Origin of the sequence: Pseudomonas abietaniphila (assembly GCF_039697315.1) — a bacterium.
Taxonomy (GTDB): domain Bacteria; phylum Pseudomonadota; class Gammaproteobacteria; order Pseudomonadales; family Pseudomonadaceae; genus Aquipseudomonas; species Aquipseudomonas abietaniphila_B.
The window spans coordinates 4,046,129-4,058,089 of record NZ_CP155619.1; the positions used below are offsets into that span (position 1 = coordinate 4,046,129).

Here is an 11,961-nt window from a genome sequence, read left to right on the forward strand (position 1 = left end):
GGTGTCGTGTCAGGCGACGCGTTTGTTCCAGATATATCGCCATCGCGGGACAAGCCACGCTCTTACAGATTCTGTATCAGCCAGTCACCCCATTTTCCAGCTCGCCCACAATCACCACCTTCGCCTTCGGCAAATACCGATCCTGAATCCGCTCCAGCAACAGCGTCACGGCGCTGCTGCCTGCGCGCGAAGCGTCGTGTGCGATGCAGGCGATGGGGATTCCGAAGATGTCGGCGAACGGCAACCGGTCGATGCCGCAGATGGGCACGCTCTCGTGAGGGATGTTTCGATCACGCAGTGCCTTCATCGCCCCGAGCGTGATCAACTGGTTAAAGCCAAAAATCGCATCGGGCACGGAATGTTCAAGCAGGTAATCCAGCGTGCTCTGGTACGAAGGCGCCAGGGTGTAATCACCGGCAAACACATCCAGTTGAACCTGCTTGCCGCTCTCTGCGAGCGCCGCCGTCACGCCCTTGAGGCGCTCCTCGGAAATCCGCGAGTGCGCCGGCCCCGTCAACACCAGCAGCCTTTCCATTGTCGGGTTTTGCGACAACAGGTAACGCGCGCCTTTCAGACCGCTGTGATAGTTGTCCAGCACCACATGGCTGAAAGGGCTGTCATGGATCGCGCGGTCCAGTTGCACGACAGGAATCTCGCCGTTGCTGAGGCGACTGAGGTAAGCAGGCTGGTACTCAGGTTCATCCGATACCGGGGACAGTACGATACCCGCGACGCGATAACTGAGCAGCGTGTCGACCGCCTTACGTTCAAGCTCTTCCGAGCCATCGGTGTCCACCAGCATGATGGTGTAGCCGTGCTTTTTTGCCTCGCGGGAAATCGCTTTGATCATCTCGCTGTAAAACGGGTTGTCCACCGACGCCGTGATCACGCCGATGATCATGCTCTCGCTGCGCTTGAGGCTCCGGGCGAACGCGTTGGGCACATAGTCCAGTTCCTGAGCCACTTCCAGAATGCGCGCGAGCGTGGCCGGCTTGACCAGGTCGGGTTTGTTCAACGCACGGGAAACGGTGACCGGCGTCATGTTCACGCGGCGGGCGATGTCGGAAATGGTGACGGGCGTTTTTTTGCTCATTGGACTTCGGGGGACCTTGGAACGGGACAACGAGCGGGGACGCCGCATCGTTGCAGGATTGCGCAAGGCTAGCACGAGGCGGGGCGAAAGCGGTGCTCTCACGACGGGTAATGTTAACGTTTTCATCGCCATACTCCGTGGCTTTGAGCAGATGCCGGGCCGTTGAGTCGAACACAACGGTTCTCGCTGGGGTCCATTGGCCGGAGAAACTTTTCCAACGTTTTGTACGCAATCGGCCAATAATGTGTGTCCGTTTATTGGTCTGGAGGATTCATGACCTTGCCCGCTTCACCTTCTTCGCGCGACTTCTTCATTGCAGCCGCCGCGTTGTTGATCGCGATGGTCGGCACGACGCTGCCGACACCGTTGTATGCGATTTATCAGCAACGGCTGGGTTTCGATGCCAGTTGGCTGACGATCATTTTTTCCATTTATGCGGCAGGCGTGATCGCTGCGTTGCTGGCCGTCGGGAGTTGGTCGGATCAGTTGGGGCGGCGGCCGATGCTGCTTGCCGGGTTGTCGATGGGGGCGATCAGCGCGGTGATATTCCTGTGCACCGATTCGATCGGCGGCTTGCTGATCGGGCGACTGTTCTCAGGGTTTTCGGCCGGCATCATGACCGGTACGGCGACAGTGGCGGTGATTGAGCTGGCGCCCAAAGCCTGGAAGAACGCCACGTTGATGGCGACCGCCGCGAACATGCTGGGGTTGGGACTCGGGCCTTTGCTGGCCGGGTTCACTTCGCAGTACATCGACGATCCGTTGCACCTGATTTTCTACGTGCACCTCGCGATGTTACTGCTGGCTGCGCTGGGCATTGCCGTGATTCGCGAGACCGTAAAGCGTCCGGCGCAATTGAAGCTGGGCATTCAGAAACCCTCGGTCCCGGTCTCGGTTCGCGGTGTTTTCATTTCTGCGTCCATTGCTGGCCTGGCGGGTTTCAGTGTTGCGGGATTGTTCACCAGCATGGTGCCGTCGGTGATGATTCACATCATGGAGGAGCGGGGCGGACTGGTGATCGGTGCAGTGATCGGTTTGTTCTTCGTGGCATCGATCGTGGGTCAGGCGTCGTTGCAGTGGCTTCCCAAAACCCAGCACATGAACCTGGGTTGCGTGGGCTTGATGCTGGGCATGATCTCTCTGGGCGTGAGCATCGCCACCGCCCAATTGCTGCTGCTCATTCTCGCCGGCCTGCTCGCGGGGATCGGGCAGGGCATGATCCTGCGCTCAGGCATGGGCGCGGTGACGGCGAGCAGTCCGCCTGATCAGAAGGCCGCTGTGACCTCCGCATTCTTCGTGGTGCTCTACGTGTCGATTTCGGTGCCGGTGGTGGCGGTCGGCTTCAGCGTGCAGGCGTTCGGCTTGCCTCATGTTGGCGAGTTCTTCGCTTCGCTGGTGGCGCTGGTCGCCTTGCTGGCGATGTTCAGCATGAAGCGGGTGCAGGCCCGGCAAGCGGCCGTTTCATCGGCAGGAAGCTGACCGATGACGATCAAGGTCGGCCTCATTTCAGACACCCACGGCCTGCTGCGTCCGCAGGCGCTGGACGCGTTGCGCGGCTGTGATTACCTGATCCATGGTGGCGACATCGGCAAGCCGGAAATTCTGGACGCGTTGAGAGATGTTGCGCCGCTGACGGTGGTGCGAGGCAACAACGACACCGACGATGCCTGGGCATCGGAGGTGCCGTATGAAGCCATCCTGAGGATTGGCGACCTGGCGACCTGGCGATCTACGTCACCCACATCCTGGCAGACGTGCCAGACCCATTGCCGTCTGAGGTCAGCGTGGTGGTGACCGGGCATTCCCATAAGCCGTTGCAGCAGATGCGACAGGGCGTGCTGTTCATCAACCCGGGCAGCGCCGGTCCACGGCGTTTCAAGTTGCCGATCACGGTCGGGATACTGCACATCGACGGGGTCGATGTGCGAGGCGAGTTGATCGAGTTGAACCTGAGTTGAAATGCCCGTTGTCGGCGTGAGCATGCTCACACCCACAGGGATTTGCGAAGGCCCTACTTCGCAATCGGGTCCAGCCCGCTGGCCTTGATCGCAGGCGCTGCCGCCGACGAGCTCAGGAACTCCAGGAACTGTTTGGCTTGCTCCGGATGTTTGCTCTTGGTCACGACGCCTGCGGAATACAGGGTCATCTGCTGGGCCTGATCAGGGATCAGACCGATGATGTCGATCCCGTCCACCGGCTTCAATTCGCTCAATTGTTGAAAGCCGATCTCGGCGTCCCCACGCGCAACCACTTCACCTACGGGCTCGGCGGGGATCATGTGGCTCTTGCTCTGGATACGGTCGGCGATGTGCATTTGGTTGAACAGAACGCGTGACAGGTAAACGCCGCTGGCGCTGTCGGAATACGCGATGCTCTTGGCGTCGAGCAGGGTCTGTTTGAAAGCGTCCATGGTACTGATATCAGGGTGCGGCGCGCCGTGACGGACAGCCATGGCGATGTAGGATTTGCCCAGATCGACGCGGGTTTTCGGATCGACCTTGCCGTCTTTGATCAGCTTGTCCAGAGCGGCACCCACCATCAGCACGACATCGGCAGGCTCCTGACGCGCTAGGCGATTGGGGATGGCCTGCGGGGTTGCGCCCATTGACGGCGCCACTTCACCTTGCAGTTTGACGCCCACGCGTTGTTCGTAATCCGGGGTCACGGCCTTGAAGGCGCCCATGATGCCGCCGGAGCTCAAAACGATCAGTTGAACGGGGGCTGTGGCCGTTGCGGCATGGGTAAAAGCCGCAGGAATGAAGGTGATGGCGGCGCTCAGCAGGTAAGGCAGGATTTTTTTCATGAAGATGAACCTGGCGTTGTTAGAGGTGAATCTGAGGAAATAAAAACAGCGCGGGCAGTATGTGGCAAATGTGCGCTGAGTAAATCCCTTTCTTGCGACCTCGGATTCACAGACGCCATTTGCCACACTGGGTTCAGTAAAAAAAGGCCGCGCCGAGTGGTTGACCCGGCGCGGCCTTTTTTCCGGTTTACACCTTGAAGTGGCTGACCAGCATCTGCAACTGGTTGCCCAGACGGGCCAGTTCGACGCTGGACGCGGCGGTTTCTTCACTGGCGGCGGCAGTCTGCTCGGAGACGTCGCGGACGTTGAGGATACTGCGGCTGATTTCTTCGGCCACCGAGCTTTGCTGCTCGGCCGCAGCGGCGATCTGCTGGTTCATCGCCTGAATGTTCGACACGGTGTGGGTGATGTTTTCCAGTGAGGTACCGGCCTTGCGGGTCAGCGCCACGCTGCTGTCGGTGAGGTTGCGACTGCTGAGCATGATGTCCGAGACCTGACGTGTGCCGTTCTGCAGGGCGGCAACCAGGCCTTCGATTTCTTCGGTGGATTGCTGGGTGCGTTGCGCCAGCCCGCGGACTTCATCGGCCACGACCGCAAATCCACGGCCGGCTTCGCCCGCGCGGGCCGCTTCGATCGCGGCATTGAGCGCCAGCAGGTTGGTCTGTTCGGCAACGGCCTTGATCACGTCCATCACCTTGCCGATCTTGTCGCTTTCCTGTTCCAGAACGCTCATCGCGTCCGTGGAGCGGACCACTTCGCTGGCCAGTTTTTCAATCTGTGCAATCGCTTCGCCCACGACCTTATCGCCATCACGGGCCTGCTTGTCGGCATCGGAGGCCGCGACCGACGCCTGTTCGGCGTTGCGCGCTACTTCGTGAACGGTGGCAGACATTTCATGCATCGCGGTGGCGACCTGGTCGGTCTCTACCTTCTGGCTGTTGACGCCAGCGCTGGTTTGCTCGGTGACCGCAGACAGTTCTTCGGCGGCGCTGGCGATTTGCGTGACGCTGTCACGGATACCGCCGATCAGTTCACGCAGGGTGGTGCCCATGCGCTGAATGCCGTGCTGCAGCACGCCCAGTTCATCCTTGCGAGTGATGATCATGTCGTGCGACAGATCGCCTGATGCGATGCGGTCGACGACCGTCAGGGTTTCCTGCAACGGGCCGGTGATCTGGCGAGTAATGAGCAGTGCTGCCAGGGCACCGAAGATCAGCGCCAGCAGGGTGCCGCCGATTTGCAACGTGCGCGCCTCGTGAACATCGGACTCGCCCAGCGTGTTCTGAATGTCGATCAGTTGCTGGCTCAGTTTGATGATTTGGGCTTGCTCTTCGGTCATCTCGGCGCGCGCTGCGTTGATGTTGTCGGTGGCTGACTTGAAGCCTTGAACCGAGGTGCGGTAGCCGATCAACGACGCTTCGAGTTGTTTCAAACGGTCGGCTTGCGTACCGCCAAATGTCGAGTTGAGCTGCTCAAGGCCGCTGATGGCGGCAGACAACTGACGAGTCGCCGCTTCTTCTGTCTTGGCCGTGACGTTACCGGTGTAGCCGCGCACTTCGTAGCGCACCAGCATCACGTCTTCCTTGGCCTTGATGATGGTCTGGTACTGCTCGAAGCGACGTTCGTCGGTCGGGTCCAGCTTCATCACGTCATCGTTGATCGCAGCGATCAGCTCGGCCGCCTTGACGGCATCGACGCCCATGTCGGCGCGTACCTTGGCGCTGGTTCGGTAGCCATCGCGCATCTTGTTCAGCGAGTTTTGATAAGCACTGATCTGATCGCCCAACGCTTTGATCGTGGGTACGTTCAGCGGGTTGCTGAAGGTGGTCTGCAGGTATTGCTGTTGGGCCTTGTAGGCGTCGAGGGCAGTCTGCACGGTTTGTGCGACGGCCTCATCGCCGTTGCTAAGCATGTATTGCAGACGGGTCACGCGCAGGTCGGTGAGTTTGTAGCCGAGCTTGGTGATATCGGCCACGCGATCACTGCGGTAGGTCATGTTGCCCAGGCTGTTCCAGCCAATCAGTGCAAGCAAGGCAGTAAAAACGAGTACGACACCGAACCCGAGGGCCAGCTTCATATTGACGCTGATGTTGGCGAACCAGCTCTTCATCACAATTCTCCCGAGTATCAATTTTTTGAAGTCATTAGCTGGAAGGTTGTTGTTATGACGGCCAGCGAAACATTCAGATGTACGAATGCATCGGCCGGATCTGGAAAATCTGAAAGAAATGTCTGAAAACGACGTCGGTTTTTTCAGGCGAGGTAGAACGCGAGGAAGGTGATGCGGGGCTTTTTCCAGGACCAGAAACAATCAAGCCCGGCGAAGGCCGGGCTGGGAAGGAGCAGAGCGGGAATCAGCTCAGGCGGCTTGCACCTACGTGATCGGCGCCATCGGCAGCGATGCGGCCCATGTTGGTGTGGTCGGAACCGTTTTCAGCAACGCGGTTCGCACCGACGCGGTCAGCGCCATCAGCAGCAACGCGGTTTGCACCGACGCGGTCAGCGCCATCAGCAGCAACACGACCCATGTTGGTATGGTCAGAACCGTTTTCGGCAACGACTGGTGCATTAAGGTGCTGGCTGGCATCGACAGCGGGCAGGGCAAATGCGCTGCTTGCCAGTACGGAGAAGGCCAGGCCAAAGATCAGTGTGTTGGTTTTCATGGTGGTTGCTCCAGAACTCGTTAGTGATTAACTCGGTATGGAGGCAATGTTACGCCGCGCTGGATTATTAAGAAGTCAATCGCATTGGTAGCGATCATCGCTGTGGTTGATAGTTGGATGGGCTGGTCGGGCAAATAAAGAAGGCGGGGCACCCTCGGCCCGGTTTGAGACGATCACGCAAAAGCTTGAGCGGATCGCACGTACCCTGCGATTCGCGTCTCCTTAACCTTGAGCCTACTGAATATCACAGAGGGCTCAACGCCATGCTCACGCTCAATACCCTGCTGCAAAAGGCTTCCCGCCTCGACAAACTCGGCATCCATCTGATCAGGATCGGCGTCGCCATCATCTTTATCTGGATCGGTGCATTGAAGTTCGTGCCCTACGAGGCCGACAGCATCACCCCGTTCGTAGCCAACAGCCCGGTGATGTCGTTCTTTTATGAACACCCGCACGAGTACAAGGAACACCTGACCCATGAAGGCCAGCTCGACCCGGTCAAACGCGAATGGCAGGTTAGCAACAACACCTACGCGTTCTCCGACGGGTTGGGCACTGTCGAGATCCTGATCGGCTTGCTGGTGCTGTCATATGGCTTCTCTCGCCGTCTGGGCATGGTGGGTTCGGTCCTCGCCTTCCTGACGCCCATCGTGACCCTTTCGTTTCTCTTCACGACACCCGAAGCCTGGGTTTCCAATCTTGGCGATGCCGACTATGGATTCCCCTACCTCTCCGGCGGAGGCCGCCTGGTGCTCAAGGATGTGCTGATGCTTGCGGGCGCCGTGATGATGATCGCCGACTCGGCGCGCCAGCTGCTGCAGGCGCCGGTCAAACGGTGAGATGACTGACGCTGAAAACTACGTTGGCGGGCCTGATGGCGTCAGCATTTCGTCGAGCGATCTGACGAAGCGTTGACCATCAGGTTCGCGCAAGACTTGACGATCAGACTCCTCAAACGCTGGCGTCAACTTTCTCTCCCTCGACTGTATCAGGGATGAAATATTTCAACTGTCGAGGTTGAGCGGAACAAAATACCGTGTACTGGCTTCAGTCTCCGCCAAGGGTGGCGGTCTTCTAACCAGTATGGAAGTTGCGTTATGAAACCTGTTCAGCGATTTACCACACTCGACAGTTTCAGAGGTGTTTGCGCATTGCTGGTCGTGTTCTTCCATCTGCATGTGGTCGACACGTTCATCCAGCTGCCGTTCTTCCGACGAGACGAGGTACTGCTTAATTTCTTCTTTGTCCTCAGTGGCTTTGTTCTTGCTCACACCTACGGCATGAAGCCGAACCTTTCATTCAAATCCTTCTTCATTTCCCGAGTTTTTCGCCTCTATCCGCTGCACCTGTTGATGCTGGCCGTGTTCATCCTGTTCGAGACGGTTCGCTGGATCGCCTACAACAAGGGCTTCTACCTCAATAACGTTCCGTTTACCGGGCTTTTCGCGCCGAAGGAAATCCTGCCCAACCTGTTCCTGGTTCAGGCCTGGACTACGCTGACGGAAACCATGTCGTTCAACTACCCGTCCTGGACCATCAGCATCGAGTTTTACATCTACATGCTGTTCGGTGCCCTGTGCATGTTCTCCATGAAAAACCGCTTCCTGTTGTTCGCCGCGATATCGCTGACGGCCTTTGCGCTGATCTTTTCGGGAAACGAGCCGCTGGTCGAGCGGGCCATGCTCGGGTTGTCCTGCTTCTTTGCCGGCAACATCACCTACGTGGTGTACCTGCTCATCCGGGACAAGTTCGTGCCCCGGCCCTGGCTGATGACGATTCTGGAGTGCGCGATGATGTACGCGACCTACTGGATCGTGATGAACGACTTCGACTATCGCTCGCCCGTTGGCAGCCTGACGTTTTGCGGGTTGGTGCTGCTGTTCGCGTTCGAAGGTGGTCTGGTGTCTGCGCTGTTGAAGACCGGCGTATTCGTCCTGCTGGGCAAACTGTCGTATTCGATTTACATGACCCACGCAGCGTTCCTGTTCTGCCTCTCGACAGTGTTCATCGTGGCGCAGAAAGTCACGGGCCTGGAGCTGGCGCCGATGATCGACGGTCAGCGATTCATGGACACAGGGTCAATGCTCGCCAACAACCTCTTCGTAGTGGCGGTTGCCGTGGTGTGCGTCGTGATCGCGGGCTTTGCGCACAAATACGTCGAGATGAAAGGCTACGAACTCGGCAAGCGCGTGGTCGGCGGCTCGGCAAAGGCCAGAACGCCGTTGGACAAGCCGGAGTCAGTCCCTGCGATGGAGCCGCGAGTTGACCGAGTGGCGTGAGGATTGAGAGCTCAGCGCGCCTGCGGGTGTGATGAGCCGTTCAACCGCGCAACCATTCCACCATCCCCAGGCCTGCCGCGCGGCCGCTGGCGAAGCACGCGGTGAGCAGATAGCCGCCGGTAGGGGCTTCCCAATCGAGCATTTCCCCGGCACAGAACACGCCCGGCAAAGGTTTGAGCATGAGGCGCTCGTCGAGGGCCTCGAAGGGAACGCCACCCGCCGTGCTGATCGCTTCGTCCAACGGGCGGGGTTTGATCAGCGTCAGCGGCAACAGCTTCATGGCCTTGGCCAGCCGCGCCGGATCAGCGAATGCCTCGGCGGGCGCCAACTCACGTAACAATGCCGCCTTCACGCCTTCGATGCCGAGCTGACTGTGCAAATGCTTGGACATCGAGCGAGCGCCACGTGGCTTGCTTAACGCTTTCTGCACATCGGTCAGACTTTTCCCCGGCAGCAGATCAATTTCCACCGTGGCCAAGCCCTGTTGATTGATCGCCTCACGAATCTGCGCCGACAGCGCGTAAATCAAGCTGCCTTCGACACCGGTCCGGGTGAGCACGCATTCGCCCAGCCGCAGAGGTTGCCCTTGCAGGCCGATGGCGATGTTCTTGAGTGGCGCGCCTGCAAACTTGTCGCGCAACAGGTCGCTCCAGGCCGAGACCTCAAAACCGCAGTTCGCCGCTTGCAACGGCGCGACGGGCACGCCGCGTTCCTCCAGTAACGGCAACCACGCGCCATCGGAGCCGAGGCGTGCCCAACTGGCGCCACCCAATGCGAGCAAGGTCGCCGCTGGCTGAAGGATCAATTCACCTTCCGGGTGCGCCATGCGCAGGCTGTTGTCGGCATTCCAGCCCAGCCAGCGGTGACGGTTGTGGATAACGACGCCTGCGTCGCGCAGGCGCTTGAGCCAGGCGCGCAGCAGCGGCGCGGCTTTCATGTCCGTCGGGAACACGCGGCCAGAACTGCCCACGAACGTCTGAATGCCCAGTCCGTGAATCCATTCGCACAACGCCTCGGCACCAAAGCCTCGCAGCAGCGGGGCGATCATCGGGGCGCGTTCGGCATAGCGCGACAGAAACGCCGGGTAGGCCTCGGAGTGAGTGATGTTCATCCCGCCCACGCCGGCCAGCAGAAACTTGCGACCCACCGACGGCATGGCGTCGTACAGATCGACCTTGAAGCCCGCCTGGCTCAGCACTTCGGCCGCCATCAGACCGGCAGGGCCGCCGCCGATGATGGCGACAGTGTGGGCAGGGGAGGACGTGTCTGAAGTCATGGGCAAGGCGCGGATCGTTGACGTGGGGCGCGCATTCTAACCGAGGTGCATGGCAAACGAACGGCCTGTGGACAACTATTGAGCAAAAAACGTACAGCCCTCGCAACGCCTTGCGCTGTATGGCGTCCGTTGCGTTGCGCTCAGGTTATCCACAGGCGGTTCCACAGTGGATGTGGGTAACCCCGTTCGCTCATTCTCTACAGCCCCTCCGACATCCACACCCGCTGCGCGCTGTGATGCAGAATCCCGTGCCGACGCGCCAGGGCTTCGCGATCCTTGCTGTACCCGCCTCCGATCACGCCCATCACCGGGATGTCTCGGCCCAGACAATGGCGCATCACGGCTTCATCCCGACGCGCCACGCCGTCGTCAGTCAGTTGCAGGTAACCCAGCGCATCATCCTTGTGCACATCGACTCCTGCGTCATACAGCACCAAGTCGGGTCGATACAGCGGCAGCAGGTAATTGAGCGTGTCATCGACTACTTTCAGGTAGTCGTCGTCGCCCATGCCCATTGGCAGCGGAATGTCCCAATCACTCCGGGCCTTGCGCGCGGGGAAGTTTTTTTCGCAATGCAGCGAAACGGTGATCGCGTCGTCGGTGTGTTCAAGAATGCGCGCCGTACCATCGCCTTGATGGACGTCACAGTCGAAGATCAATACCCGGTCGACCCGACCGCTTTGCAGCAGGTAATGGCTGATGATCGCCAGGTCGTTGAAGATGCAAAATCCTGCGGGATAATCGTAATGCGCGTGATGGGTGCCGCCCGCCAGGTGACAGGCCAGACCGTGCTGCAACGCCTTCTCGGCGGTCAGCAACGATCCGCCGACGGCGCGCACGGTCCGTCGGGCCAGGTCTTCGCTCCAGGGCAGGCCCAGACGACGCTGATCTTCGCGCGACAAGTCGCCGTCCATGTAGCGCCGGATATACGAAGGGTCATGGGCAAGCGCGAGAATGTCGTCCGGGCAGACCTCTGGACGGAATAACTGAGCATCCGTGGTCAGTCCGCTGTCAATAAGGTGGTCGTGCAGCAGACGGAATTTGTCCATCGGGAAACGATGGTCGGGCGGGAACGCCGGACTGTAGTCTTCGTGATAGATAAGCGGCAGGGACATAGTGCGTACGCGTAGGGTTCGACGGGGAATCTTGCCAGTTATGGCCGCGACCGCACAGCGATTTGGCTGAGCGCCGTCGTGGTGAAGACTGGTGAACACTTTGAGGTGCGGGGCAGGGGAGATGTTCAATGGAGCCGATACTTGAGCTCAACAGCGCACGCTTGTTGATGCGTCAGTGGCGAGATGATGATTTGCCAGCCTTTGCACACATGTGCGCGGATCCACAGGTGATGCGGTATTTTCCTGCGCCGCTCACACGGCTCGAAAGCGCCAAGATGATCGGTCGCGTGCGGGGGCATTTCGCGGAATACGGCTTTGGCCTGTGGGCGCTGGAGCGTAAGGACACCGGGGAGTTCATCGGTTTCACCGGTCTGAATGTGGTGGGTTTCGACGCCGCGTTCACCCCGGCGGTGGAGATCGGCTGGCGCCTGGCCCGCGAGCACTGGGGCCTGGGGTATGCCAGTGAAGCCGCCTGGACCGTGCTGGGCTGCGGGTTCGAGCATGTCGAGCTGGATGAAATCGTGTCATTCACGGCGGTCAGCAATCTGCCGTCGCAGAAGGTCATGCAAGCCATCGGCATGCAGAACAATCCGGTCGATGATTTCGATCACCCGAACCTGCCCGAAGGCCATCCGCTGAGGCCTCACGTGCTCTATCGCATCAACCGCCAGCAGTGGCTGGCGACCTTGTGATTCGTGGGAATCGGGCTACAAACACCTGTATCATCTCGCC

General features: G+C 59.5%; 9 protein-coding genes and 3 pseudogenes. 5 read left to right on the forward strand and 7 right to left on the reverse strand.

The genetic code is table 11. The features are described 5' to 3' along the window. Window positions 1–76 precede the first annotated feature (76 nt). Window positions 77–1,093: a LacI family DNA-binding transcriptional regulator gene (locus ABDX87_RS17940; RefSeq protein WP_346829083.1), complete on the reverse strand. Its 1,017-nt coding sequence runs from the start codon at window positions 1,091–1,093 to the stop codon at window positions 77–79. A gap of 273 nt (window positions 1,094–1,366) precedes the next feature. Between ABDX87_RS17940 and ABDX87_RS17945 the strand changes: the two genes are divergently transcribed. Both ABDX87_RS17945 and ABDX87_RS17950 read left to right on the forward strand, forming a co-directional pair. Next, on the forward strand, window positions 1,367–2,572 hold the full coding sequence (locus tag ABDX87_RS17945) for an MFS transporter (RefSeq protein WP_346829084.1): 1,206 nt from the start codon (window positions 1,367–1,369) through the stop codon (window positions 2,570–2,572). A gap of 3 nt (window positions 2,573–2,575) precedes the next feature. Continuing rightward, window positions 2,576–3,051, forward strand: a pseudogene (locus ABDX87_RS17950) (metallophosphoesterase family protein). A gap of 53 nt (window positions 3,052–3,104) precedes the next feature. On the opposite strand, the gene ABDX87_RS17955 reads toward ABDX87_RS17950, so the two are convergent. The 4 genes and pseudogenes from ABDX87_RS17955 to ABDX87_RS17965 all read right to left on the reverse strand — a co-directional run bounded on the left by ABDX87_RS17955 (window position 3,105) and on the right by ABDX87_RS17965 (window position 6,559). Beyond that, a complete protein-coding gene (locus ABDX87_RS17955) occupies window positions 3,105–3,896 on the reverse strand; it encodes a substrate-binding domain-containing protein (RefSeq protein ID WP_346829085.1) in 792 nt (263 codons plus the stop codon). Between the two features lie 187 nt (window positions 3,897–4,083). Further along, window positions 4,084–5,151, reverse strand: a pseudogene (locus ABDX87_RS29255) (methyl-accepting chemotaxis protein); the annotation flags it as partial. 57 nt (window positions 5,152–5,208) lie between these two features. Continuing rightward, window positions 5,209–6,006, reverse strand: a pseudogene (locus tag ABDX87_RS29260) (methyl-accepting chemotaxis protein); the annotation flags it as partial. Between the two features lie 244 nt (window positions 6,007–6,250). Further along, complete coding sequence (locus tag ABDX87_RS17965) at window positions 6,251–6,559, reverse strand: hypothetical protein (RefSeq protein ID WP_346829087.1); 309 nt, start codon at window positions 6,557–6,559, stop codon at window positions 6,251–6,253. Between the two features lie 263 nt (window positions 6,560–6,822). On the opposite strand from ABDX87_RS17965, the gene rclC reads away from it, so the two are divergent. Continuing rightward, complete coding sequence (gene rclC, locus ABDX87_RS17970; RefSeq protein WP_346829088.1) at window positions 6,823–7,398, forward strand: reactive chlorine resistance membrane protein RclC; 576 nt, start codon at window positions 6,823–6,825, stop codon at window positions 7,396–7,398. Window positions 7,399–7,656: 258 nt separating this feature from the next. Further along, complete coding sequence (locus tag ABDX87_RS17975) at window positions 7,657–8,838, forward strand: acyltransferase family protein (RefSeq protein WP_346829089.1); 1,182 nt, start codon at window positions 7,657–7,659, stop codon at window positions 8,836–8,838. Window positions 8,839–8,878: 40 nt separating this feature from the next. On the opposite strand, the gene ABDX87_RS17980 is transcribed toward ABDX87_RS17975, so the two are convergent. Next, window positions 8,879–10,114 (reverse strand): TIGR03862 family flavoprotein, encoded by a 1,236-nt coding sequence (locus ABDX87_RS17980; RefSeq protein ID WP_346833555.1) that lies wholly within the window; start codon window positions 10,112–10,114, stop codon window positions 8,879–8,881. A gap of 197 nt (window positions 10,115–10,311) precedes the next feature. Then, window positions 10,312–11,229: a histone deacetylase family protein gene (locus ABDX87_RS17985; protein WP_346829090.1), complete on the reverse strand. Its 918-nt coding sequence runs from the start codon at window positions 11,227–11,229 to the stop codon at window positions 10,312–10,314. Window positions 11,230–11,357: 128 nt separating this feature from the next. Here ABDX87_RS17985 and ABDX87_RS17990 point away from each other — a divergent pair, with 128 nt between their 5' ends. Next, window positions 11,358–11,921, forward strand: coding sequence for a GNAT family N-acetyltransferase (locus tag ABDX87_RS17990; RefSeq protein ID WP_346829091.1), 564 nt, complete (start codon window positions 11,358–11,360; stop codon window positions 11,919–11,921). Window positions 11,922–11,961: the final 40 nt, after the last annotated feature.